This is a genomic window from Chryseobacterium tructae, assembly GCF_030409875.1.
Taxonomy (GTDB): Bacteria; Bacteroidota; Bacteroidia; order Flavobacteriales; family Weeksellaceae; genus Chryseobacterium; species Chryseobacterium tructae.
In genome coordinates this window covers 7,501-32,446 of record NZ_JAUFQR010000002.1, presented here as the reverse complement: position 1 = coordinate 32,446, position 24,946 = coordinate 7,501, and the positions used below count along the sequence as shown (strand labels likewise).

The following is a 24,946-nucleotide window of genomic DNA, read 5'->3' as shown; positions in this document are numbered from 1 at the left end:
CGTCACACTATGACGGAAAAATTACTTCAATATCTTTGGAACTATAAGGTTTTCAAACATTTTGACTTCAAGGATATTGAAGGAAACTCCGTTGAGATTATGCAATTCGGGAAATGGAATAAAGATGCCGGCCCGGATTTTCTCGATTCAAAAATCAAAATCAACGGTGTGGTTCTTGCCGGCAATATAGAACTGCATGTCCGTTCCTCGGACTGGATTTTTCACAATCATTCTCAGGATCCCAATTACCGGAATATTATTCTCCACGTAGTCTTTCAACATGATACTGAAATCAGAGAACATACGGATCAACAAGTTCCAACTCTTGAGCTGAAACATTATATTGATGAAAATATAGTATGGAAATATGAAAAATTAATCAATGGCAATCAGTTTATCGCCTGTGAAAATATTTTTAACAAAGATAAAATTCCGGTACATTTTCATGAAGGAAATATTTTGAAAAAACTGGAGGAAAAATCTACCGAACTTGAGCAAAGCCTAAGTCTTTATAAAAATAATTTTGAAGTAGTATTATTCCACAGTCTTGCCTATTCTTTTGGATTAAAGGTAAATGCTCATATTTTCAGGCAAATTGCTGAAAGTATTGATTTCAGTATTATCAATAAGATCCGCCAGAATCCTTTACAGTTTGAGGCTTTATTATTTGGGATCTCAGGATGGCTTATACATCCAGATGATGGACAGATGAAAATATGGAAACGTGAATTTGATTTCCTTAAAGCAAAATTTAAACTTCCTGATCTGACATTTCATCCTAAATTTTTAAGATTACGTCCACCTAATTTTCCTACGATCCGTCTGTCTCAACTTGCTGCTCTTTACCAACAGCAGAATTTATTTTCAAAAGTTATGGAAGCTGAAAATACTGAAGAACTTTACAATATTTTTGAATCAGTAAAAGCTTCTGAATATTGGGACTGTCATTTTAATTTCGGAACCATCTCAAGGGTGCAACCTAAGACTTTGAGTAAAGATTTTATTGACCTCATCATTCTTAACACCATCCTTCCTCTAAAGTATGCTTACCATAAATACCATAGTGAAGAAATTGTGGATAACATTATAGAGTTCTATCAAAATATTCCTGCTGAAAAAAATTCAGTGATCCTGAGCTGGAAAAAACTTGGTGTGTCTGTAAACAATGCTTTGGAAAGCCAGAGCCTGATTTATCACTATAAAAATTCATGTGAAGAAAAAAATTGCTTAACTTGCAGTATTGGATTTAAACTTTTAAAAGAATCTTGAAATGCTGAGTAATATCCGTCATAAAATGGAAAGAGAATGGTTTGGTGTACTGACGAGAACGGGTGCTAAACTAGGGATTCCTGTATCCAAATTAAGAATCTTCTTTATCTACTCTACTTTCGCTACAGCCGGTTTTTTCTTTCTGATTTATCTGGGTTTGGCATTCACTTTGTGGATTAAAGATATTTTTATCACCAGAAGACCGAGTGTCTTTGATTTATAATAATTATGGAATTTTTACCGATTACTTCTGCTGAAGATCATAGAGTCCAAGGGATCTATACTTCTTATACCAATACTTTTCCTGTAGACGAACAAAGAGATAAAGAACAGTTTCTGGAGCTATTTTCAAATCCGAAAGTAAGCTTCATGTCTGTAATACACGAATCCGAAGAAATTGGATACCTCATTTTATGGGAGCTGAGCTCTTTTGTCTTTGTAGAACACTTTGAAGTATTTGAAGCTTTCAGGAGTAAAAAATTGGGTTCTCACATCATCCAGCATTTACTGGAAAATTATCCACAGGTAATTCTGGAAATAGAACCTGAAGATCAGAATGAAGATGCTAAAAGACGTTATTCCTTCTACCAAAGAAACAACTTTGAACTGATTGATACTACTTATATACAGCCAAGCTACGGTGAAGGAAAACAATCTCTGAACTTATGGCTGTTGGCCAATTACACTCCTGAAAATGTGGAGGAAATTAAAAACGAACTTTGTGATATTGTATATCCTTAATATAAAACGCCGGAACATTTCCGGCGTTTATTTTTATAGATTGTGAAATACTGTTTGAGTTGGAATAACCACAAACTTTTGTACTTTATGTTTTTAATATAGTTCTAATTCACTTGGTACTCCAGTTTTATGGTAATACTGGCTTCTTTTTCTTTAGAAGAGGTATTGAATGTCCCGCCATAGGAATAGTCTTCATTTGAATTCGGAGCGGTGATCTGAATGACTCCCATCGTTGCTTTTTTAAGGTTTCCTAAGCTACTTCCGGAGTTTTCTGCAATTTTTTCTGCACGTTCCTTCGCATCTTTTGTTGCACTGGCAATCATCTCCTGCTTTACAGTAGCCAGTTTGGTGTAAAAGTAAGAGGGTGAAGAAGAGGTGAACTCAATTCCGCGGTTGATAATTTCAGTGATATTTCTGGAAAGATTTTCAATTTTGCCTACTTCTTTACTTTCAATAGATACATTTTGGGATAGGTTGTAACCGGAAAATTCTCCTTGTACATAATTTCCATTAGCATCATTATAACTTCTAAATTGTTTCTGAATGTCTACAGAAGAAAATACAATCTCATTCTGTTTTATTCCTTTTGAAATTAAATAATCATTAATGACTTTTCTATCTAAAGCCAATTCATCATAGGCTGATTTCAGATCGGAATTATTTTTAGAAAAGCTTCCCGACCAGGTAATCAGATCAGAGGTAAAGTGTTTGGTTCCCAACCCTGTTACTGAAATCGTGTTCTCGGATTTATTTCTATTTTTGATAGCATTTCCCAAAAAACCGAGCCCAAGTACGAATCCTAGTGCTCCTACTGCTACTGCAATAATGTTTTTATTCATAAAATTTGTGAATTTAGTTTTGATTATGAGAATATTGCAGCAATTTCCATTCCAATACTTTAAGGTTTTCTTAACACAAATGGAAATTTTTGAAGCTGAAGTTACAAAAGAAGATTTTATTGATGGCTCTTATTGACCCGTTCAAGAAAAAGTGGGATCACTTCTTCCATCCTTAGTATCACACCGGATAAGTTTCGGGCTTTTACATACGTGCGAACCTGAGGCTTAGCAGCAAATGAAAATTCAATAAATTCCGAGATTCTATCTGCGGGAATACCCGCTTTAACAAAATAATCATCATCTACCCTACTGCGCACCCAAACAATGTGTTCCTGAAGGTCATCATATCTATATTGTCTCTTCTGCTTTCGGGCTTTTCCGCTTATCAGATCATATACTCCCTGTACATTCAGGTTTCCTAATAGTATGGGTAAAAGAACACTCTTTATTTCTGCTGGCTTTTCTCTCATTTTCCCTACGGGCTCCGGAAGACCAATAGACTGTTTTACCTGTTCTCCTTTATCAACTTTAGCAACAATTCTTGAATCATGTTCCAAATCTCCGGACAGCTTTTTTACAATTTTAACTTCACCGATATCTTTGGGAATCTGAAAAAGAGTGATTAACAATTGAGCATTTACCCCATCAGTAAGAACTCTTCTTGAAACTCTTTTGAAATCTTCCTTTACGAACCTCAATTCATCGTTAGGATTAGCTTCAATAGAAAATATTCCTTGTGAATTGGAATATGCTTTTTTATCCGAAGACATATTAACAATGGTTACAGCGCTTAAACTTTCTCCATTGTCATCTATAATTCTCCCGGCTACTGTTTGTTGGGAAAACAAAATATTACTGCACAGCATAATAAGGAAAAGAAAGATCCTTTTCCTAGATGTATCTGTTTTATTTTTGAGTTTGTGGAGCACGATAAGACGAAATTCTTGTTAAAACAAAACTTTGAAATCTATACAGATCCGCATCACTGCAAAATCCATATTTCAATATCTTTTTTCTTTCAAAACCACCTGCAAAAACATAGGAAATGAAATGATCTATTAATGGTTTCTCTATTTTAAGATTGGTAAAATAATCATCTCCAAGACTTGTCCTTATATAGCTCATTAAATCAATATCATCCCATTTATTATTAGCTTTTCCAATCATAAATCCTTCTCCTTTTGGCTGTACAAATTCTCCGGGCTTTGCAGCAAGAATCCTTGGATCTGACTTCTGTAAAAGATATTTATTCATTTCTGTTTCCAGTTTTTGAACCTTTTGAGGCTTATTGTAACTTCTTGAATCTATTTTCAAATTTCCGGTTAACCCTTGCTTCACTTCCACTTCAGGAATCTGAATGGTTGACCGAACAAGACTGATATTCATAGGAGACTGTACATTTTCCTGAGAAACTTTTTTCGCTACTCTATCATATCCAGCCTTGATAAATCGTAACTCGTCACCTACTCTTCCGGGAATCATAAAGTGTCCGTCATCATTAGATAGAACCATTTCGTCTGTTCGAATATTGATAACAGTAACATCCTGTATTTCTGTGCCACTCTCAGAAGCTACTTTTCCGAAGATATAACTTTGGGCATTGGAATGGATGAAGAAAATAAGGCATAGAAAAAGAAGTAGTTTGAATTTCACGGATTATTTTTTATTAAGCAAAGCTAAAATTATTTTTAAATTGTTTCATAAGTTTAACCACCATTAACGCGTTTTAGTATTTCTTGCTGTCTTTTACTGTCGAAACTGTTAAATAGCTGGATTGAATTGTTAAATTTTTCTTTTAAATTTAGCTAACTTGCAGTCTCAATTCTCTTTTAACAATGCAAAATTCTTATACAGTCATCAACGCATCTGCGGGATCCGGGAAAACATATGCCTTGGTTCAGCGACTTCTGATGATCTGTCTCCGCTATCCTAATCAACAACATTCGATCAGGAATATCCTCGCTCTTACCTTCACTAATAAGGCAGCGAACGAGATGAAGGAAAGAATTTTATCCTGGCTCGGAAATTTCTCCGCCAATAACTATGCAGAGAATGCTGATCTCAAGAATATTCAGAAAGCTTTTGAAGAACAAGGATTAAAAATTACGATTGATGATTTGCATCAGCGTTCTAAAAGACTGTTGGATCATATTCTTCATAACTATTCTACTTTAAATATCGGAACAATTGATCGTTTTAATTCCAGATTGGTAAGAAGCTTTTCCTATGAATTGGGATTGGCTAAAAACTTTAACCTTGAAATTGAAGCTGAGCCGTTCCTTATTGAAGCGGTGGATAAAATGTTAGATCAGATCGGTGAAAATGAGACCATCTCAAATTCTTTCATGGATTATGTAGACTACAGCCTTGAAAACAATGAAAGGATCAATCTGAACAAAAACCTGTATGATTCGGCCAAGGAATTTGTAAAAGATATTCATTATGAGCACCTGAAAAATAACGAGAGTTTTGACGATACCAATTATGAAAACATCAAAAATGGACTTCGTAAAGAAATTATTCTGAATAAAAAGCAGGCTGCAGAACTTGCTGCCTCATCTATTGAATTATTCAAATCCAGAAATATTGAGATTGAAGATTTTGCTCAGGGAAAAAACGGGATCGGAGGATTCTTTACTAAAGTAATCGATTTTTACCAGCAGAAAAGACCTGGTTTTCCTTTTCCTACCACATTGGAAGAATCTGTAATCAACAATTACAGAAAAGGAGCTGCGTCAAAATCTAAGCATAAAGAAGCTGAAATCTTTGAAATCCTGGATCAGCTTATTGAAAACAGAATGAAGCTTATTCTTCTGTATATTGAGACTCAGAAGAAGGAAAAAGTATTATCAGCCTTGCTTCCTTTAAAGGTGAATAAAGATATTCAGGATGAACTAAAAAAAATTGAGGAAGAGAATGATCTTGTTCTTCTTTCAAAATTTAATATCCTGATCAATGAAAATCTTAAGAATGAACCTTCAGCGTTTATTTATGAAAAAGTAGGGGCTCAATTTCAGCATTATTTCTTTGATGAGTTTCAGGATACTTCGGAATTACAGTGGCAGAATTTTGTCCCGTTAAGAGATCATAGTGTTTCTACAGAATATACGTCTTTTACCCTGGTAGGAGATCCGAAACAGAGTATTTACAGATTCAGGGGTGGTGAAAGTAAATTAATGTTGGACATTATCAATAAAAAGGAATTTTCCCCTAAGGAAGCTGATCTTCTCGTTCTTAAAGACAACTGGAGAAGTGCCCGAAATATTGTACAGTTTAACAATGAGCTGTATCAGTATCACTCTTTGGGACTGGAAGAGGAACATAAAAACATTTTTGGAACAGATGCCGAACAGACTCCTAAGTCTAAGATCGACGGACGTGTAAGGGTAAATCTGATCGAAAATCTTACTAATGAAGAGTTTTATGATGACACCTCAGAGAGCATGCGAAGAGATATTCAGGAATGTCTGGACAATGGATTTAAGTTCTCTGATATTACCATTCTATGCCGTGGAAATTTTGATATTTTCAGCTACTCTCAAAAGCTTGGAAATTTAAAAGTAAACTATCTTGGCGAGGAAATCAATATCAAAACGATTTCCGATAAAGGTTTGACCCTTGAACTTTCCAATACCTTAAAAGCGGTTGTTGAATTTTTAAGATGGGAAATTAACCCTAAAAATAAGCCTTGTCTGATTATGATGATGTATTACCTGAATACGTTGGGAAAAATTCACATGGCAGATTTTACACTGGAAATGAAAGAGATTCTCGATATTGAAAGCCATGAGGAAATCCTTCAGTTTATTCAGCTGAAATATTCATTACAACTGAAGCAGGATCACTTTCCGAGATTCAATCTATATAATTTTATAGAATATTACATCAATGAGTTTTCTGTGGAAAATAAGGAAACTGATTTTTTGCTGAACTTTCTGGAAATGCTTTTCAATTTTACACAAAATGCGGGAGCAAGTACCAAAGAGTTTTTAAAATACTGGGATGAGGAAGCTTCTTCCTACACCATTCAGGCATCGGAAAACATTGATGCGATCCAGATCATGACTATCCACAAGTCTAAAGGGCTTGAATTCCCAATTGTTTTTATTCCTATGATGAACAAAAATCGGGACAGCGAATTTACCAACTGGTTTGAGACGAATGAGAGTGATGCTTTAAAATCAGTGAACATCAACCAGTTCAGTAAGAACCTGGAAGTGTATGATGAGGAAATTCAAAAATTTAATAAAAAGAATTCTTATAAAAACCTGATTGATAGGCTATGCTTGCAATATGTAGCGACTACAAGACCTGTTGAGCAGCTATTTTTCTATCTTCAAAAAGCTAATAAAACCTCTAATAATCTCGAGTTATTAGAATTTATTCAGACCAAAAACACCGAAAATGCAGATTCGTTTGATCTGTATGAGGTAAAGCCTGAAATGCTGAAAAAGCATTCTAAGACGAAAAGTTCATCTTTTAAAACTCAGAATATTCAGAGCCTGAAAAACGTAAATGAAAAAAATACGTCCATCAAAATTGCTACACCATCGAAGAATTATCAGGTAAGAAACGAAAAAGTAAGAATTGGTCTTTTTGTACATGAGCTTTTATCTAAGATCAATACTGAAAAAGATATTAACAAAGTGTTGGAAGGTTATGCTCTGGATGGACAGATTACGCTGGAAGAGAAAAACGAAATAGAAATTACTCTACAGGAAATTGTCAAAACGTATGCTGAATTTTTTGATGAGAAATGGGAGGTTATCAATGAAAAAGATATCATGATTTCTGAAAATGGGGAAAGCTATATTTCAAGGCCTGACCGTATTCTAAAAAGCGAGGAAGGCTATATCATTGTTGATTTCAAAACAGGTGAAGAAAAGGGCAAGGATGAAGATCAAGTACAGGGATACAAAAATATTCTGGAAAGGCTTGGCAAAAAAGTCCTGAAAACACAGATCATCTATCTTTAAATCTCCGTTCAAAAGGCGAAAGATATTCTGTAAGATAAAAATTCATATTATATAACTGCTGAACATGATTCAGATAAGGCCATGTTAGATTATCTAGGTAATTATTTTATAAGAATGAGTGGTACAGAAATATAACATCTTATGTCCAAATGGGATACTCCTTTTCTTAACCAAAATATAATCCTCTTTGAAGTACCTAAAACAATAGATTAATTGTATCTTTCGTCATATAAAAAAACTACTGGAAAATGTAAAATTATCATTACCCTAAAAACTAACACAAGTATTAATGATATAACCATGAAAATTTATTTAATCTCACTTCTTATAAGTGTCTTTATGATGACCTTATCCGGAATTGTCATATTTAATATTTTGGATTATCTGGATCCTCCTGTTACCAAGGAAGGCTTTAAATATATGCCTACAGAAAGTTTAGTAAAATCTTTATTATTCAGTTTTCTCATTGGAGCGGTTACGTTTATTACTGCTGCTAGAATTCAGAGGCTAAGGCAGGATAAATAAACACAATCAATGGCTATGATAAGAAATTTCATTATTAAAAACTGGAAAATTTTATTCAATATTCAATGGATGAGCTTCTGTATTTTTATTGCTTTAACGAGCATTTATTATTGGGATAAAGCCGCTCACAGCTCATTTAATAAAAATCCAGAGACCATTGATATCCAAAGCTTATTTTCATTATTTATGACCGGGCTCTTCGCTTTATTTACAGTCATTATTCTGATATATCCTCTCCTCCTCCTGATACAGGCCTATTCGATCCGACATGAGAAAGACATCCGTAAAAAGCTATTTTTCTTAACTGTTTTATATCTATTGAGTATTGTTTCTCTATTTTCCTTATACACCATCAACAGTAGCCATTCTATAAAGGCCTTACAATCGTTGAATTAATTTATTATGACTAAAAAATCCGGTATTATCACAGTATAATTATTTCTTCTTACCGGTTGTAAACAAAAACTCAAAACTATTGAGTGTTTTTGATTTCTTATTCTTGGTAAAACAGTTTCGTCTATTCTATCTTCACATACTATAAAGCCGCAATCCAGCTCTGGCAAACTTATCCTACTTTTTATATAGAGTATTAAATTTCTTTAATATATATCTCTGATAAATGAATTAACTATATATTTACAGCTTAATTTTAAAAATTTATATCATTATGAAAAATTTCAAAAAACTATCTCGTGAGGATCTTAAAAAACTAGCCGGAGGTAATGGTGTTAAATGCGAATTGACGAGAGGAATTATCGTATGCGATGATCAAAATGACGGGAATCAGGGTTGCAAAGAATGTGTATCATGTTCAAACAGACAAGGTAGCCAGTCTTGTTATACAGACCCCAATGGAAATTGTGCTGAAGCAAAAAGAAAAGCTGCATCACTTTGCTAATCACTATTCATGAATAAATATTTTATTTTTATTTTCTGCTTTATCCAATATTCTTATGCTCAAAATTATAGGGCTATTTATGATTTTAATTACAAGTTAGATTCTACAAAATCTTACTCTGATACAATTGAAATGGTTCTTGATATTCAAAAAGAAGACTCCAAATTTTATTACAAGAAATTAATTAAACTGGATTCTTTGGTGAGAAACAATGAAATCATTTCTTTCTCATTTCCCATACAGCAAGTGATCAAAAGAAACCGGAATTCTTTTGAAAATGAAAATTTTGTAAATGTAGATGATAAGTATTATTATTATTTTTCCACCGATAAAATAAACTGGAAAATAATGCCTGAAGTTAAATACTCTAACCATTATACATTACAAAAAGCAGAAGCAGTATGGAGTGGCAGGAAATGGACAGCATGGTTTACTCCAGAAATTCCTATATCTGAAGGGCCTTATAAATTCAAAGGATTACCCGGATTAATAATAGAGTTGGAAGACTCTCATAGAAATTTCGGTTATAAGTTGATGTCTTTCAATAAACTGGCATCGGACTATAATACTCACAATATTGTTGAGACCAACCTTGGAAATGTACCTATAAAGATATCTCTGAAAAAGTATCAGGAATTAGTATTAACCCAATATAACAATCCTTTTAGTGAGTATAACAATATGAAGGAAGGATCCTGGGGTTTAACGATTGATGATAAGGAAATTAATACTTTTGAAGGATTAAAAAGTATCAAAAAAGATTATCAATTAAAAATCAAAAGGAACTACAATCCCATTGAATTGGATAAAGCTGTTGAGTACAAATAAACTGTATACAGAATATGAAAATAAAAAACCGCGATCATACTCGATCGCGGTTTTATATTGTTAAAAACTTTTACGTTTTAAGCATTTGGAGTTGGAGTAAATACTCTTTGTGATAATTCCTGATCAAAAAGGTATAATGCAGATGGATTATCGCATACCATTTTGATTTTCGTTACATATTGAGAAGCACTGGCTTCTTCTTCCACCTGTTCGTTGATGAACCACTGCAGGAATGATGTTGTTGCAAAATCTCCCTCTTCGTTGGCATTCTTCACAATATTGAAAATACTTTTAGTAACAATTTTCTCATGTGCCAATGCTTTCTCAAAAATATCCGTTGCATTTTCAAACTCATGTGGAGGTTTTGCAATTTCTCCAATAATGATTTCTCCACCTACGTCATTCAGATAATCAAACATTTTATCTGCATGCATTAATTCCTCTTTGCTTTGTACTCTGAAGTAGTTAGCAATTCCGTCAAGGTCTTTTCCTGAAAACCATGCAGACATTGAAAGATAATATTGAGCGGCGTATTGTTCGTGGGCAATTTGTTCGTTAATTAATTTTGCAATTTTTTCGCTAACCATAAGTATTAAATTTATAGTCAAAAATAGTGAATAAAAGCCCGAAATCAAAAGTTTTACAGAAATTTAATACAAAAAGGATGGAAAAAAATCCATCCTTTACACATTAAAAAATCAAAATTATAAAGAGTTATTTAACCTCTGGAGCAGCTGTATTCATTGGCTTTTTCATCATTCTTCTATCCTTCATTGCCGTTCTTTTCTGTTCCATTTTTGCTTTTCTGTCAGCCTGCCATTTATCATATTGTTCAGGGGTAAGAATTTTCTTCATATCTGCATCCATTTGTGCTCTTTTGGCCTTCATTTCTTCCATCTTAGCCTGTCTTACTTCTTTGTTTTTGTCAAACTCAGTTTTCATTTCGGCTTTTCTTTTTTCCTGTAATGCCTTTACCTGAGCTACCTGTGAAGCATTAAGGTTTAGATCTTTCTGCATCTGTGCAAGATGCTCCTGCTCTTTTTGTTGCATTTTCTGTTGCATTTCTGCTCTTCTTGCTTCCCTATCTTGTGGAGTTGTCTGTTGTGCCATTGCAAAACCTCCCAGTCCAATAAATGCTATTGCTAAAACTAATTTTTTCATCTTTTAAAAATTTAATTAATTGTTATTATACCTTTTTGATTCAATACTAAACCCTAAGTTAAATTAACACATTCATAAATAATGTTAAATTTTAACAGAAATAAAATAAAAATAAATCAAAAAAAAGGACAGATTATAAAAACCTGTCCTTCACACCACTTAAATATAATATATGAAAATTAATTCCTTACCAAGCTTCCTCTAAAGCCTCCACTATTACCTCGACCTGGTGCAGAATTTTCAGATCTTTGTTGTCTGAAACCACCATTATTTCCTCGGAAACCGCCATTGTTTTCTCTTGATGGAGCCGGAGCTGCTTCTCTTTTCACTTCATTGTTTCCCCTGAAACCACCATTCCCTGAGTTTCCTTTAAATCCGCTGTTATCAGAGTTACCTCTAAAACCTCCGGAATTATTATTTCTGAACCCTCCATTATCTGAATTTCCTCTTGATCCATTATTATCAGAATTACTTCTAAAGCCACCGGAATTATTATTCCTAAAGCCTGCGTTGCTATCTGAACTGCCTCTAAATCCAGTGTTGTTATCAGAGTTATTTCTAAAGCCTCCTGAATTACGGAATCCACTGTTCGATGTTCCTGAATTTCTGAAACCATTATCTGGCCTGCTGCTGCCTCTTACAATATCGAAAGTAGGGTTATCAACTCTTCTGAATCTTGCACGATCTACTCGATAGATATTGATGTTTATATTTCTGTATCTTGGCATTACAGTATATCTCGGAACATAGTAACTTCTTCTGTAATTTTGGAAATACACAATCGGACTTGCTCCTCTATAATAATTGTTTTGAAAAACTACGAAAACCCTTGGCCCCATAATTCTTTCCAGAGCATAGAATCTATCATAATACCATCTGTCCGGATTAAATCTGTAAAAATTATCCCATGCAGCAAAACTTGCATACAGATTATTCAGTCTTATGATCTGATCTACTTGCCAGCGGTTTAATCTGTTTTGAACAAAGAAACCATTCCAATCGATATTGATAACACTGTTTCTATAGTCATTGTAATAGCTTTGATAATAATCACTTGGATAGTAATCCTGAGGATAATTGTAATAATAATCATCAGGAAAATAATTTCTGTCATCTTCATCGCCATAATAGCCTGCTCCATTTTGATAATAACCATCATCCCCCCAACCATTATTCGGATACTGCTGAGCAGACGTCAAAACGCCCAGCCCAAAAGCTAATCCCAAAAATATTTTTTTCATCTCTATAGTCGTTAATTGGTTAATATATAGCAGAATATCTCAATTCTATCTTTTTGATACAAATAAAAAAAAGAAGTTAAATCCTAAGATCCAACTTCTTTCAAAATATCATTAACTCATTGATAATCAAATGTTAAATTTACATCCTTCCACTATCTTTTATCCAATGAGATATCTTTTCACTAAAGACCTTCTGATCTTTAAGATCTTCTAATTTTATATGCATTCTATATCGCCAGTAATGCGGGAAAACAGCGGGATTATTAATCCTTTCGTTATCGATTTTAGTATTGGTAAGCTTTGCATCTGTAGCCAAGAATTCCTGAATAGGGAAAATAGCCAGCATCGATTCATTATATAAATGTTGCTTCATGATGATCTCTGCTAAATCAGGAGTTAATTCTTCAGGGGCTTTTCCATATTGAATCAGCTGCTGATTAAAATATTTCTGAGTCAAAGCAGGATCTTCCTTCCACCATTGCCTCAAAGTAGAACTGTCATGAGAAGATGCTGTAACGACATTCATATAAGTAGCATATCTTGGATCATAAAATGGGATATTTTCTGAAGGCATACGCTGAACTTTAAGAGCAATAATAGCCAGTTCGTCCATTACAACCGGTACACAAGCTGGAACCATTCCCAAGTCTTCGCCACAGATCAACATTTTGGTTGCATTTAGGATAACCGGAAGTTTCTCCATCGCTTTTTCATACCACAAATGGTCCTGTCTTCTGAAGAAATAATCATGATACAGATCATAAATACTTTTCTGTTCAGTTTCCGGTAAATATTGATAAGATTCTGTATTATAAACATTGAATCTTGGATGATAAACTGTTTCTCCTTTTGTTTCTTCAGGCAAAAACAAAACATTGGCACAAAGGGAAATCAATTTTTCTTCAAGAGCGCCCTGCGGCTTTTTCTTAAAGAAATTTACCAACTTTCTTTGAGTGTCAAATTCTTCTTTGAAACGATAGGTTCCGTCATCATTGCGATCCATAAATACAAGAGCCTTTCCGCTATCTCCTGCAAAATATTTCCATAAAATATCATTGTTGATAAACGGCTTACAATACCTGTCAAATTTAAATGGAATCTGCCAAGCTTTAAATTCTTCTGGAACAATAGGAACAGCAGGATAAAAGTATCCTAAAATCCCTTGTACAGCTGAAATAGGCATTCTCCATATTCTAAAGAATCCTAAAATGTGATCAATTCTCATAGCATCAAAATATTGCTCCAATGCCTTGAATCTATTTTTCCACCATCTATAATCATCAGCTTTCATAGCTTCCCAGTTATAGGTTGGAAACTCCCAGTTTTGCCCAAGCTCTGTAAATTGATCAGGCGGTGCTCCGGCTTGGAAATCCATTCCAAACAATTCCGGCTCTGTCCATGCTTCAACAGAATATCTGTAAATTCCGATTGGCAAGTCTCCTTTTAAAGAAACTCCAAGATTATGAGCATAATCTATAGCATCCTTTAGCTGTACATGAAGCTGAAATTGTACCCACGCATGAAGCATTGAAAGATCATAATCCTTACTCTTTGTTGTAAAAAACTGTAGAATCTTTCCTGAAATATATTTTTTATGAGTTTTCCACTCATTGAAATTAGGGGTATTATATTTGTCTCTTAATACACAAAATGCTGAATATGGAACCAGCCAATATTCATTATCTTTAATAAATTTTTTAAAGTTTCTATCTTTATAAATCTTATCTTTTTCTGCATAGAAGACAGCTTTCAGATATTTCCATTTACCTTCGATCATTTTTTCATAATCGATAAGTTCAAGAGCATTTAAAGCTTCTTTATCAGCACTATACTCTTTAACTAGTTCTTTCGGTAAAGAAAAGTCAAGTTTTTCCAGTGAAATATATTGGGGATGTAAAGCATAAACAGATACTGCTGCATAAGGATAAGAATCCGTCCATGAATAATTTGCAGTTGTATCGTTGATCGGAAGAATCTGAATAATGCCAAGATTCGTTTCTTTTGTCCAATCTGCAAGCTTTTTAATATCAGAGAACTCTCCTACTCCAAAGCCTTCTTCACTTCTTAAAGAAAATACAGGAACGGCAACTCCGGCATCATGATACATCTGATATCCTTTAAATCTGAAATAATGATTTGAGACAATTTGCAAAACATCAGATAATGGATTAGCGACAGTGGATCGGTTTTCACCGGTTCTACATCTACTACTCTATTCTCTTTAGTATCATAAATACAATATTTATACTGGATGAAATCATTTTCAGGAATCTCAACAGATGCTTCCCAAACACCAAAATCAGTTTGAAATAAAGGAATTACTCTATTGTAGTCCCAGTTTCCTAAGGATGCTGTATTTCCGAACAGTACAATCCTCCAATCAGGATTATAAATAGGAGCCTCTATTTTGAATAGATGAGTATGCTTTTTTAGAATTGCTGATTTCTCTGGAGCAAAACCGTTTAACTTATTATAAAGAATTTTATTATTTAAATAATTCTCAGGGAAGTTCTTGTTATTCCATTCATCAAAAATGATAAACTCTTTATAGTTATGAGGAAAATTAAGATGATGCTGAACAAACTCGTCTCTTAACACATTTCCTTTTTCATTAACAACTCTATATTGATAAGAAATAGATTTTGAAAAGTAATCCACTTCACATTTCCACAAACCATTCTCTGCATAAAACATTGTATGGACATGAGCAGCAGCGCCTTCTTCCCCAATCACCAACTGCAGATTCTCCCCGGCTTTTACAATATATCCTACATTAAAGTATAGCTTCATCTATATTTTTTTTATAAAAGTACATTATAATATCGAAAAATAAAACTTATTGAATATCAAATAATCATTAAAAAAACCTTCTCAATCTGATTGAAAAGGTTTTACGATAAGTCAAATTTTATTGATCTATTTTTTTAGCTATTATTCTGTGACAAGAATCTTCTTATTGAATATTACTTTGCCTGATTCATCAACTATGCTTACAATATAAGCTCCGTTAATTAATCCTCTAAAGTAAACCTTCTGATCCAGTGATCCATCTTTTACAGATAAACTCTGCGTCATCACATTTTTACCGGACATATCGAAAACATTTAGTTTAATATTTCCTTTTACTTTTTTATTATTAATATGAACATTCACAAATTGCTCGTCAACTCTTGTAGGGTAAATATCCAGATTTGTTAGCGCATTATTATTTGAAGACACTCTGTCATTCACAAAATATTTACTTGCTAAATCATAAATATGCAGATTCTGTTCTCCAGGAAGTTGTTTAGCTTGTAAAGTGGCAAGATCTACTTCATATAGAGGAGCACCTTTAGCACTTGCGATAACTACCTTTCCCTGAGAATTAACAGCTGATCCATTCACTGAATAATTATCCGGAATTCCAGCAATTTTACCAACAAATTTTGCCTTTAACTCCTTAGTTGAAACTTTAAATACATTTCCTGAAGCAGCAAAAATATAAAAGTTATTATCAGCATCAGACACCATATCTCCTCCAAATCCTGTTTCTAAAGTTGTAAATGAATTCTTACCGTTCGAAGAATCATCCTTAATGATTCCCAGATCATTTACTACATATTGACCAGCTTTTTTACTGATTTGTAGGAACTGTGTTCCTGAGTTATTAACAGCGTAAATATTTCCATCATAGCCTGTAGCCATTCTTGTAATATGAGAATTAATATAGCAAGATGTTACTCTCACTACATTATTCTCAATTAAAGTAATTTCCTTAGTGTGAGGATTCAACATATAAATATTAGAAGAAACATAGGCATGTACACCAGATTATTATTGGATGAATCATACGCCAATGCTGCCATAGTCATGGATTGAGAATTATTGAAAGAATTTTTATCTTCTGTCACCACTCCTCTTCTGTTTTGTGAAATAACTTTTGAAGATGAATCAGCTGTAAAAACTTTCTCCCCGGAAGTTCCATTCAACGCATCTATCACACGAAAATCATTGAAAGTAATACTTGGAGTATCCTTTCCTGCAATAGCAAAAAAATCCTGCTGAGCCTGTGAGTATCCACCAAACAGCAGTAAAAATAGAGGGAATAAATGTTTTTTCATAGAATGTATATTTTAGATTCGTAATCATTTTACAATGACTAAGTTACACAATTTACAAATTAGAAAACTAAAAAAAAGCAATGATTTAAACAAAATTAATAATAAATTAACTAAAATAATATTAGTCTATTAATTATAAGGAAAAATAGATTATAAGAAATCAATGATGAAATGTAGCTATTCCAATGTATTTTCAGGAGCTTAATCCTGCTATCCACTCATACTCCTCGCGCCAATGCTTTTCCGGAACATAGCCTAAATGCCAACACTTGCTGTGGGGTAACCGTTCCTATGGTAAGTTTACATTACTTAAAATACTTGAGTAAATTAGTGTAAAAATTAAACCTAAAGAGTAAAAGCAGCAGGATTAAGGCAGACGCTTCTCAGATACTAGATATCGCCCCTGATTTTTATCCCCCCTGCTGCTGTTTTTCTTCTAAATCCGGATAGAACATTGTTTTGGTAATAACTTTTTACCATGATGGATCAGAAGAAAAACCTCTTTAATAAAGTCATTGCTTATGTCAAAAAAATATCAAAAAAAGTTATCGGTGTTGATGTTGGCGCTAAATTTTTTTAACGCTAAGCTTTATTAATGAACAAAAATCAAGAATGTGTTTTTCAATATAGAAAATAACCAGCGTTCGATTCTTTCTTTTATAAGAAAAATATCATCCCAAGAGTATAGCCTTGTTATTGAAGCAACCGGGAATTTGAGCAGCCGTATTCTTCATTTATCCTTGAGCCATGGATTAGAAGTAAGTCTGATCAATTGTATGTCTGTAAAGCATTTTGCAAGAATGAAAAATATAATCAGTAAAACAGATGCGGAAGATGCCAGATTAATCAGGCTTTATGGAGAGATGTTCAGCCCCGCTCTTTATGTACCCAAAAGCATGGAGATAGAATATCTGGATCAGGAGATCAAACTTCTGACTGATCTCGAAGAGGAGAAGCGACGTTATGCTGCAAGACTTAAAGCATTACGCTACCATTCACAAATTAATCCAGATACTGAGAAGCATTATGAAAGAAAGCTTAAGCATTTGGATAAAGAAATCAAAGAAGTAGAAAAGCGCCTTCCCCAACTTCAGGATAAAGACTTTAAGAAAACTAAAGAACTTATACAGTCCGTTTCCGGAATTGGAGAAAAAACCTCTTTACAATTGATGACGGCTACTTCAGGATTTAAAAATTTTAATTCAGCACAATCATTAGTTAAGTATTTTGGTTTAGCTCCTAGAATATATCAATCTGGAAAAAAATCGTATTCTCCTGGAAAATGTCGCACTTCCAAGACTCATATACGAAGTTTATTGTATGTGTGTTCATGGACGGCGATTAAAACACAATCCCCATTGTAAAGAACTTTATTTAAGGTTGTTAGCTAAAGGAAAAACCTAAAAAAAGTAGCACTCATCGCTGTATGCAATAAACTTTTAAGAATATGCTTTGGAGTAGTTAAAAACAAAGTCCCTTATAATTCTGATTATATAAAAGATAAAATTTTAACTTAAATAATTTGCAAATTAACATAGAACATCAGGGCTAAAAATATAGTAATAAATGATAAAATAATGATATCAAGGAATAAATCTGTGAGAAAATAAAAGATTGAATTGTAAAAAGGGTAACCCTGGTAAATAAAAAAATTAGAAATAGACTTAGAAGAAGATAGAGTGTAGATTCCAATAATCACTTATCCCATACTTTGTCATCCCGTGGGGGTCTAGACAACATTAGACCTGATCTATCTATCTATCTATCTATCTATCTATCTATCTATCTATCTATCTATCTATCTATCTATCTATCTATCTATCTATCTATCTATCTATCTATCTATCTATCTATCTATCTATCTATCTATCTATCTATCTATCTATCTATCTATCTATCTATCTATCTATCCAACATTCATTCAATAGAAGTGGGCTTTAGCTAGCTTTATCATCAATAACAATTCTAAAAGGCTTTAGCCAAAACCTAAATAACGAGGAGGAATAGAGCTAAGTATGCAGTGATACCAGGAAATATTAGTGATAAAAAGAATAAAGAGTAAAGACTTCCATGAAGAGCAAGTAGCAGTATGAGTATGAGAATCAAGAATCAGGAACGAGGTATCAGGAATGGGCTTCGGATTGCTCACTGTTTATTACTGGTTAATGAGCACGTATTACTATTGGTGGGGGATTACAGAGGTAAGGTATATAACAAAAAAAATCCTTTATCTTGCGATAAAGGATTTTTAAAAATAAAATAAAAACTGGCGGCGGCCTACTCTCCCGCGTTAGCAGTACCATCGGCGCTGGTGGGCTTAACTTCTGTGTTCGGAATGGGAACAGGTGAGCCCCACCGCTAAAAACCACCCTAAAGGTTGTATATAAGATGTCAGATGCAAGACATCAGATCTCAGACCAATTTGTCTGATATCTGAGATCTAATCTCTGATATCTGTTTTAAGCGATAAAAACTTTCACAAAGAGCTAACCTTGCTGCACTTTCGAGCGGCCATATCAGGCTATAAATCTACGGGTAATTAGTACTACTCGGCTATGACATTACTGTCTTTACACCTATAGCCTATCAACGTGGTCATCTCCCACGACCCTTAAAAGATGTCTCATCTTGAGGCGAGTTTCGCACTTATATGCTTTCAGTGCTTATCTCTTCCAAACGTAGCTACTCAGCAGTGCACCTGGCGGTACAACTGATACACCAGAGGTTTGTTCAATTCGGTCCTCTCGTACTAGAATCAAGCCCTCTCAAACATCTAACGCCCGCAATAGATAGAGACCGAACTGTCTCACGACGTTCTGAACCCAGCTCGCGTGCCACTTTAATGGGCGAACAGCCCAACCCTTGGGACCTTCTCCAGCCCCAGGATGTGACGAGCCGACATCGAGGTGCCGAACCTCCCCGTCGATGTGAGCTCTTGGGGGGAGACTAGCCTGTTATCCCCGGAGTACCTTTTATCCTATGAGCGATGGCCCTTCCATACGGAACCACCGGATCACTATGTCCTGCTTTCGCACCTGATCGACTTGTTGGTCTCACAGTCAAGCACCCTTATGCCATTACACTCTACGCACGGTTACCAAGCGTGCTGAGGGTACCTTTGAAAGCCTCCGTTACTCTTTTGGAGGCGACCACCCCAGTCAAACTACCCACCACGCAATGTCCTTCTAAAAGAAGTTAGGCTCCAAGTAAGTAAAGGGTGGTATTTCAACGTCGGCTCCACAGACACTAGCGTGCCCACTTCATAGCCTCCCACCTATCCTACACATTACTTACTCAAAGTCAATACGAAGTTATAGTAAAGGTTCACAGGGTCTTTTCGTCCCATTGCGGGTAATCGGCATCTTCACCGATACTACAATTTTCACAGAGCTCATGGTTGAGACAGTGCCCAGATCGTTACACCATTCGTGCAGGTCGGAACTTACCCGACAAGGAATTTCGCTACCTTAGGACCGTTTATAGTTACGGCCGCCGTTTACTGGGGGCTTCAGTCAATGCCTTCGGTTTAACCCTAAGCACCTTCCTTAACCTTCCAGCACCGGGCAGGTGTCAGACCCTATACTGCATCTTTCGATTTTTGCAGAGTCCTGTGTTTTTTTGATAAACAGTCGCCTGGGCCTCTTTACTGCGGCCACCATTGCTGATGGCGTCTCTTCTCCCGAAGTTACGAGACTATTTTGCCTAGTTCCTTAACCATGATTCACTCTAGCACCTTAGGATTCTCTCCTCGACTACCTGTGTCGGTTTTGGTACGGGTTGCTTCACTTCGGCTTTTCTTGGAAGCACTTTCCCTACAGCAGCTTCGCCCGAAGGCTAGGCCTTGACTATTCCGTCAGTCTCCAGTAAGTACGGCACTCCGTCCCCTTTTTAGTGTGAGCAAGTATGGGAATATTAACCCATTGTCCATCCACTACCCCTTTCGGGTTCGCGTTAGGTCCCGACTAACCCTCAGCTGATTAGCATGGCTGAGGAAACCTTAGTCTTTCGGTGAGGGGGGGTTTTCTCGCCCCCCTTTATCGTTACTTATGCCTACATTTTTCTTTTTCTATCCGCTCCACAATACCTCACAGTACTGCTTCGGCGCAAATAGAATGCTCTCCTACCAGATGTATCTAAAAATACAAATCCATAGCTTCGGTAATATGTTTTATGCCCGATTATTATCCATGCCGGACCGCTCGACTAGTGAGCTGTTACGCACTCTTTAAATGAATGGCTGCTTCCAAGCCAACATCCTAGCTGTCAATGCAGTCCAACCGCGTTGCTTCAACTTAACATATATTTTGGGACCTTAGCTGTTGGTCTGGGTTCTTTCCCTCTCGGACATGGACCTTAGCACCCATGCCCTCACTGCCGTAGAACATTTATTAGCATTCGGAGTTTGTCAGGAATTGGTAGGCGATGAAACCCCCGCATCCAATCAGTAGCTCTACCTCTAATAAACTTATATACGACGCTGCACCTAAATGCATTTCGGAGAGTACGAGCTATCTCCCAGTTTGATTGGCCTTTCACCCCTACCCACAGGTCATCCGAAGACTTTTCAACGTCAACCGGTTCGGTCCTCCACTCTGTGTTACCAGAGCTTCAACCTGCCCATGGGTAGATCACAAGGTTTTCGCGTCTAATCCTACTAACTATACGCCCTATTCAGACTCGCTTTCGCTCCGGCTCCGGTACTTAATACCTTAACCTCGCTAGTAAAAATTAACTCGTAGGCTCATTATGCAAAAAGGCACGCCGTCACAGCTTAATGCTGCTCCGACCGCTTGTAGGCGTACGGTTTCAGGTTCTATTTCACCCTTCTATTCGAAGTGCTTTTTCACCTTTCCTTCACAGTACTTGTTCACTATCGGTCTTTCAGGAGTATTTAGCCTTGGAGGATGGTCCCCCCCATATTCAGACAGGATTTCACGTGTCCCGCCATACTCATTTATCATCTTAATATACCTTTCGAATACCGGGGCTATCACCGTCTACGGCCGTTCTTTCCAGAACGTTCTTCTAAATATATAAAGACTTTTTGGGCTAATCCGCTTTCGCTCGCCACTACTTACGGAATCTCTTCGATTTCTTTTTCCTCCGGGTACTTAGATGTTTCAGTTCTCCGGGTTTTGCTCTCCTTGCGGAGTGACATGTCTTCAACATGCCGGGTTGCCCCATTCGGACATCTGCGGATCAATTCGTGTGTGCCAATCCCCGCAGCTTTTTCGCAGCTTACCACGTCCTTCGTCGCCTCTGAAAGCCTAGGCATCCGCCATACGCCCTTAACGATTTCTTTCCTAATATTATTATTAGTTCAGTATTTTTCTAGATAATTTAAATTATCAATATTTTTGTAAACTTCGCACTCGAAAGTGCTCGGTTATCTCTTTGTGATGTCTTTACCGTTAATGTCAATGATCGTTATGCTATTTCTGATCTAATTCGCAAAATATTGTTTTTTTGGCTCTATCTGCTTATTTAATATTAAACCATCTATATGTGGAGAATAAGGGAGTCGAACCCTTGACCTCCTGCGTGCAAGGCAGGCGCTCTAGCCAGCTGAGCTAATTCCCCTCTAGGTCAAGATTTAAATATTTAATGATTTTATCATTTAAAAATTAAACGCTGCTAATTTTTAAATCTTTAAATTCTTCAATCTTTAAATCCCTTTAATTAGTAGTCTCGGGCAGGCTCGAACTGCCGACCTCTACATTATCAGTGTAGCGCTCTAACCAGCTGAGCTACGAGACTGTCTATTAGACGTAAAGATGATAGACTGATAGATAATAGACTAATTTCTTCGTCTTTCTCTCTCTGCTTTTATCTTCTTTGTCTCTCTCAATCCCTTTACTAATTTCTAGTGGGTTTTGTATTTTTAATATAAATCAACCAAACAAAAAACTAAAGCTTTACTTTGAATAAGTACTTGTATCTCTCGATACTAATTTTGTTTATCGTCTAAAAGACGCTCTAAAATGAGATGTTCCAGCCGCACCTTCCGGTACGGCTACCTTGTTACGACTTAGCCCTAGTTACCTGTTTTACCCTAGGCAGCTCCTATTACGGTCACCGACTTCAGGTACCCCAGACTTCCATGGCTTGACGGGCGGTGTGTACAAGGCCCGGGAACGTATTCACCGCGCCATGGCTGATGCGCGATTACTAGCGATTCCAGCTTCATAGAGTCGAGTTGCAGACTCCAATCCGAACTGAGACCAGCTTTCGAGATTTGCATCACATCGCTGTGTAGCTGCCCTCTGTACTGGCCATTGTATTACGTGTGTGGCCCAAGGCGTAAGGGCCGTGATGATTTGACGTCATCCCCACCTTCCTCTCTACTTGCGTAGGCAGTCTCACTAGAGTCCCCAACTTAATGATGGCAACTAGTGACAGGGGTTGCGCTCGTTGCAGGACTTAACCTAACACCTCACGGCACGAGCTGACGACAACCATGCAGCACCTTGAAAAATGTCCGAAGAAAAGTCTATTTCTAAAACCTGTCATTTCCCATTTAAGCCTTGGTAAGGTTCCTCGCGTATCATCGAATTAAACCACATAATCCACCGCTTGTGCGGGCCCCCGTCAATTCCTTTGAGTTTCAAACTTGCGTTCGTACTCCCCAGGTGGCTAACTTATCACTTTCGCTTAGTCTCTGAAGCCGAAGCCCCAAAAACGAGTTAGCATCGTTTACGGCGTGGACTACCAGGGTATCTAATCCTGTTCGCTCCCCCACGCTTTCGTCCATCAGCGTCAGTTGTTGCTTAGTAACCTGCCTTCGCAATTGGTGTTCTAAGTAATATCTATGCATTTCACCGCTACACTACTTATTCCAGCTACTTCAATAACACTCAAGACCTGCAGTATCAATGGCAGTTTCACAGTTAAGCTGTGAGATTTCACCACTGACTTACAGATCCGCCTACGGACCCTTTAAACCCAATAAATCCGGATAACGCTTGCACCCTCCGTATTACCGCGGCTGCTGGCACGGAGTTAGCCGGTGCTTATTCGTATAGTACCTTCAGCTACTCTCACGAGAGTAGGTTTTATCCCTATACAAAAAGAAGTTTACAACCCATAGGGCCGTCGTCCTTCACGCGGGATGGCTGGATCAGGCTCTCACCCATTGTCCAATATTCCTCACTGCTGCCTCCCGTAGGAGTCTGGTCCGTGTCTCAGTACCAGTGTGGGGGGATCACCCTCTCAGGCCCCCCCTAAAGATCGCAGACTTGGTGAGCCGTTACCTCACCAACTATCTAATCTTGCGCGTGCCCATCTCTATCCACCGGAGTTTTCAATATCGAATGATGCCATTCAATATATTATGGGGTATTAATCTTCCTTTCGAAAGGCTATCCCCCAGATAAAGGCAGGTTGCACACGTGTTCCGCACCCGTACGCCGCTCTCTCTGTTCCGAAGAACAAATACCGCTCGGCTTGCATGTGTTAGGCCTCCCGCTAGCGTTCATCCTGAGCCAGGATCAAACTCTCCATTGTATGTTTGTCTGACTCACTCAAAGTTTTTTAACGCTTTAGTTTTTCCTTACTTGGTTGTTATATTGTATGTCAATGATCTTTTCTTCTTTCGCTTTGTAACGAAGCAATCTTTCTGTCAGTGTCGCTCCGTATTTGCGAGTGCAAAAGTAAAACTTTATTTCGTAATGACCAAATGTTTCGAAAGAAAAATTTTTAAAGTTTTTTTTAAGTAACCTTAATTCCTCCCTTAACCTCAATCTCTATACTCCTGCGCTCCCTTAATTGGGACTGCAAAGATACTAACTTTATTTTATCTCACAAGTTTTATTTGCTAAAACTTATAAAGCTTTTTTCGCTTATATCTTATCAAGTATCATATTGTTTTTGCTTATCTAAAAGCCCTTCTGCGCTTACCGAATCTCTTTCGTTTTTCAGTGGGGCAAAGATAGACTCTTCATACATACCCCGCAAGTTTATTTAACATAAAGTTTACATACACATACTGATTGTTGGTAAGTATCATTATTAACTATTTGATTTATTTATACTTAAATAACAATTAATACTTATCCACAATTGTGGAATTGTTTTTTAAAAGTGTTCTAATACTGTTTTGGAGATATTATAGAAGGATTTTTATACACGTAATGAGTAATGAGTAATGAGTAATGGAAGTTATTATATAATGTATCGTCCCGTTTTTCGAAAAAGATTATTGAAATAGGTTGAGGCTAAAGCCAGAGGAAGGGGATTTATTTATTTTTATTTATTTGAGCGGGCTAAAGCCCACTCCTATTGATGGAAGACTAGATGTGGGTAGTTGTAGTGGAAGATTTTTGTAAATAATGGGATGGAGAGATTCTTACAGAATGACAAAGATTATGCA

19 protein-coding genes, 2 tRNA genes and 3 rRNA genes are annotated in these 24,946 nt (G+C 36.2%); 9 read left to right on the top strand and 15 right to left on the bottom strand.

Going from position 1 to position 24,946, the window contains the following annotated elements:
* The first annotated feature begins 9 nt into the window (after positions 1 to 9).
* The 3 genes from QWZ06_RS23090 to QWZ06_RS23080 are packed head-to-tail and all read left to right on the top strand — an operon-like array spanning position 10 to position 2,010.
* Complete coding sequence (locus tag QWZ06_RS23090; RefSeq protein WP_290301453.1) at positions 10 to 1,269, top strand: DUF2851 family protein; 1,260 nt, start codon at positions 10 to 12, stop codon at positions 1,267 to 1,269.
* A 1-nt stretch (position 1,270) separates the two neighbouring features.
* Positions 1,271 to 1,492 carry a PspC family transcriptional regulator gene (locus QWZ06_RS23085; protein ID WP_034695702.1) on the top strand — a complete coding sequence of 74 codons (222 nt, stop codon included), beginning with the start codon at positions 1,271 to 1,273 and terminating at the stop codon, positions 1,490 to 1,492.
* A 5-nt stretch (positions 1,493 to 1,497) separates the two neighbouring features.
* A complete protein-coding gene (locus QWZ06_RS23080) occupies positions 1,498 to 2,010 on the top strand; it encodes a GNAT family N-acetyltransferase (protein WP_290301448.1) in 513 nt (170 codons plus the stop codon).
* Between the two features lie 104 nt (positions 2,011 to 2,114).
* Here QWZ06_RS23080 and QWZ06_RS23075 read toward each other — a convergent pair whose 3' ends face one another.
* The 3 genes from QWZ06_RS23075 to QWZ06_RS23065 all read right to left on the bottom strand — a co-directional run bounded on the left by QWZ06_RS23075 (position 2,115) and on the right by QWZ06_RS23065 (position 4,502).
* A complete protein-coding gene (locus tag QWZ06_RS23075; protein ID WP_290301446.1) occupies positions 2,115 to 2,849 on the bottom strand; it encodes an SIMPL domain-containing protein in 735 nt (244 codons plus the stop codon).
* 116 nt (positions 2,850 to 2,965) lie between these two features.
* Positions 2,966 to 3,697 (bottom strand): peptidase associated/transthyretin-like domain-containing protein, encoded by a 732-nt coding sequence (locus tag QWZ06_RS23070; RefSeq protein WP_290301445.1) that lies wholly within the window; start codon positions 3,695 to 3,697, stop codon positions 2,966 to 2,968.
* Positions 3,698 to 3,755: 58 nt separating this feature from the next.
* Positions 3,756 to 4,502 carry a carboxypeptidase-like regulatory domain-containing protein gene (locus QWZ06_RS23065; protein WP_290301444.1) on the bottom strand — a complete coding sequence of 249 codons (747 nt, stop codon included), beginning with the start codon at positions 4,500 to 4,502 and terminating at the stop codon, positions 3,756 to 3,758.
* 182 nt (positions 4,503 to 4,684) lie between these two features.
* Between QWZ06_RS23065 and QWZ06_RS23060 the strand changes: the two genes are divergently transcribed.
* From QWZ06_RS23060 to QWZ06_RS23040, 5 genes are all read left to right on the top strand, one after another.
* The gene (locus QWZ06_RS23060) at positions 4,685 to 7,825 is read left to right on the top strand and encodes a UvrD-helicase domain-containing protein (RefSeq protein ID WP_290301441.1); all 3,141 of its coding nucleotides are present in this window, start codon (positions 4,685 to 4,687) and stop codon (positions 7,823 to 7,825) included.
* A 300-nt stretch (positions 7,826 to 8,125) separates the two neighbouring features.
* Positions 8,126 to 8,350, top strand: coding sequence for a hypothetical protein (locus tag QWZ06_RS23055; protein WP_290301439.1), 225 nt, complete (start codon positions 8,126 to 8,128; stop codon positions 8,348 to 8,350).
* Positions 8,351 to 8,359: 9 nt separating this feature from the next.
* Positions 8,360 to 8,746: a hypothetical protein gene (locus QWZ06_RS23050; RefSeq protein WP_290301437.1), complete on the top strand. Its 387-nt coding sequence runs from the start codon at positions 8,360 to 8,362 to the stop codon at positions 8,744 to 8,746.
* A 271-nt stretch (positions 8,747 to 9,017) separates the two neighbouring features.
* Positions 9,018 to 9,248: a bacteriocin-like protein gene (locus QWZ06_RS23045; protein WP_290301436.1), complete on the top strand. Its 231-nt coding sequence runs from the start codon at positions 9,018 to 9,020 to the stop codon at positions 9,246 to 9,248.
* Between the two features lie 9 nt (positions 9,249 to 9,257).
* The gene (locus QWZ06_RS23040) at positions 9,258 to 10,076 is read left to right on the top strand and encodes a GLPGLI family protein (RefSeq protein WP_290301434.1); all 819 of its coding nucleotides are present in this window, start codon (positions 9,258 to 9,260) and stop codon (positions 10,074 to 10,076) included.
* 77 nt (positions 10,077 to 10,153) lie between these two features.
* Here the strand turns inward: QWZ06_RS23040 and QWZ06_RS23035 are convergent, their stop codons facing one another.
* The 7 genes from QWZ06_RS23035 to QWZ06_RS23005 all read right to left on the bottom strand — a co-directional run bounded on the left by QWZ06_RS23035 (position 10,154) and on the right by QWZ06_RS23005 (position 16,578).
* Positions 10,154 to 10,663: a ferritin gene (locus QWZ06_RS23035; RefSeq protein ID WP_290301432.1), complete on the bottom strand. Its 510-nt coding sequence runs from the start codon at positions 10,661 to 10,663 to the stop codon at positions 10,154 to 10,156.
* Between the two features lie 127 nt (positions 10,664 to 10,790).
* A complete protein-coding gene (locus QWZ06_RS23030) occupies positions 10,791 to 11,237 on the bottom strand; it encodes a DUF4890 domain-containing protein (protein WP_290301430.1) in 447 nt (148 codons plus the stop codon).
* 179 nt (positions 11,238 to 11,416) lie between these two features.
* The gene (locus QWZ06_RS23025; protein ID WP_290301428.1) at positions 11,417 to 12,478 is read right to left on the bottom strand and encodes a hypothetical protein; all 1,062 of its coding nucleotides are present in this window, start codon (positions 12,476 to 12,478) and stop codon (positions 11,417 to 11,419) included.
* A 139-nt stretch (positions 12,479 to 12,617) separates the two neighbouring features.
* Complete coding sequence (locus QWZ06_RS23020) at positions 12,618 to 14,585, bottom strand: 4-alpha-glucanotransferase (protein ID WP_290301427.1); 1,968 nt, start codon at positions 14,583 to 14,585, stop codon at positions 12,618 to 12,620.
* Complete coding sequence (locus tag QWZ06_RS23015; RefSeq protein WP_290301425.1) at positions 14,543 to 15,268, bottom strand: carbohydrate-binding module family 20 domain-containing protein; 726 nt, start codon at positions 15,266 to 15,268, stop codon at positions 14,543 to 14,545. Before QWZ06_RS23015 ends, QWZ06_RS23020 begins: the two co-directional genes overlap by 43 nt.
* Before the next feature lie 141 nt (positions 15,269 to 15,409).
* A complete protein-coding gene (locus QWZ06_RS23010) occupies positions 15,410 to 16,252 on the bottom strand; it encodes a T9SS type A sorting domain-containing protein (RefSeq protein ID WP_290301423.1) in 843 nt (280 codons plus the stop codon).
* Entirely contained in the window at positions 16,246 to 16,578 is a 333-nt protein-coding gene (locus QWZ06_RS23005; RefSeq protein WP_290301422.1) for a hypothetical protein, read from the bottom strand. Before QWZ06_RS23005 ends, QWZ06_RS23010 begins: the two co-directional genes overlap by 7 nt.
* Before the next feature lie 614 nt (positions 16,579 to 17,192).
* Between QWZ06_RS23005 and QWZ06_RS23000 the strand changes: the two genes are divergently transcribed.
* Positions 17,193 to 17,942, top strand: a complete 750-nt coding sequence (locus QWZ06_RS23000; RefSeq protein WP_290301421.1) for a transposase — start codon at positions 17,193 to 17,195, stop codon at positions 17,940 to 17,942.
* 900 nt (positions 17,943 to 18,842) lie between these two features.
* Here the strand turns inward: QWZ06_RS23000 and rrf are convergent.
* The 5 genes from rrf to QWZ06_RS22975 all read right to left on the bottom strand — a co-directional run bounded on the left by rrf (position 18,843) and on the right by QWZ06_RS22975 (position 24,081).
* A 5S ribosomal RNA gene (gene rrf, locus QWZ06_RS22995) occupies positions 18,843 to 18,951 on the bottom strand.
* 146 nt (positions 18,952 to 19,097) lie between these two features.
* Positions 19,098 to 21,880: ribosomal RNA gene (locus tag QWZ06_RS22990) — 23S ribosomal RNA — on the bottom strand.
* 204 nt (positions 21,881 to 22,084) lie between these two features.
* Positions 22,085 to 22,158: transfer RNA gene (locus QWZ06_RS22985), tRNA-Ala, on the bottom strand.
* Positions 22,159 to 22,261: 103 nt separating this feature from the next.
* A tRNA-Ile gene (locus tag QWZ06_RS22980) sits at positions 22,262 to 22,335 on the bottom strand.
* A gap of 222 nt (positions 22,336 to 22,557) precedes the next feature.
* Positions 22,558 to 24,081 (bottom strand): 16S ribosomal RNA (locus QWZ06_RS22975).
* The 16S, 23S and 5S rRNA genes sit together here with 2 tRNA genes alongside, the layout of an rRNA operon.
* Positions 24,082 to 24,946: the final 865 nt, after the last annotated feature.

Excerpts from the sequence above, each read along its gene's own strand:
- QWZ06_RS23090 (WP_290301453.1), top strand. The coding sequence starts at position 10 with ATGACGGAAAAATTACTTCAATATCTTTGGAACTATAAGGTTTTCAAA.
- QWZ06_RS23085 (WP_034695702.1), top strand. The coding sequence starts at position 1,271 with ATGCTGAGTAATATCCGTCATAAAATGGAAAGAGAATGGTTTGGTGTA.
- QWZ06_RS23080 (WP_290301448.1), top strand. The coding sequence starts at position 1,498 with ATGGAATTTTTACCGATTACTTCTGCTGAAGATCATAGAGTCCAAGGG.
- QWZ06_RS23075 (WP_290301446.1), bottom strand. The coding sequence starts at position 2,849 with ATGAATAAAAACATTATTGCAGTAGCAGTAGGAGCACTAGGATTCGTA.
- QWZ06_RS23060 (WP_290301441.1), top strand. The coding sequence starts at position 4,685 with ATGCAAAATTCTTATACAGTCATCAACGCATCTGCGGGATCCGGGAAA.
- QWZ06_RS23055 (WP_290301439.1), top strand. The coding sequence starts at position 8,126 with ATGAAAATTTATTTAATCTCACTTCTTATAAGTGTCTTTATGATGACC.
- QWZ06_RS23050 (WP_290301437.1), top strand. The coding sequence starts at position 8,360 with ATGGCTATGATAAGAAATTTCATTATTAAAAACTGGAAAATTTTATTC.
- QWZ06_RS23045 (WP_290301436.1), top strand. The coding sequence starts at position 9,018 with ATGAAAAATTTCAAAAAACTATCTCGTGAGGATCTTAAAAAACTAGCC.
- QWZ06_RS23040 (WP_290301434.1), top strand. The coding sequence starts at position 9,258 with ATGAATAAATATTTTATTTTTATTTTCTGCTTTATCCAATATTCTTAT.
- QWZ06_RS23035 (WP_290301432.1), bottom strand. The coding sequence starts at position 10,663 with ATGGTTAGCGAAAAAATTGCAAAATTAATTAACGAACAAATTGCCCAC.
- QWZ06_RS23030 (WP_290301430.1), bottom strand. The coding sequence starts at position 11,237 with ATGAAAAAATTAGTTTTAGCAATAGCATTTATTGGACTGGGAGGTTTT.
- QWZ06_RS23025 (WP_290301428.1), bottom strand. The coding sequence starts at position 12,478 with ATGAAAAAAATATTTTTGGGATTAGCTTTTGGGCTGGGCGTTTTGACG.
- QWZ06_RS23020 (WP_290301427.1), bottom strand. The coding sequence starts at position 14,585 with ATGTATCATGATGCCGGAGTTGCCGTTCCTGTATTTTCTTTAAGAAGT.
- QWZ06_RS23015 (WP_290301425.1), bottom strand. The coding sequence starts at position 15,268 with ATGAAGCTATACTTTAATGTAGGATATATTGTAAAAGCCGGGGAGAAT.
- QWZ06_RS23010 (WP_290301423.1), bottom strand. The coding sequence starts at position 16,252 with ATGTTGAATCCTCACACTAAGGAAATTACTTTAATTGAGAATAATGTA.
- QWZ06_RS23005 (WP_290301422.1), bottom strand. The coding sequence starts at position 16,578 with ATGAAAAAACATTTATTCCCTCTATTTTTACTGCTGTTTGGTGGATAC.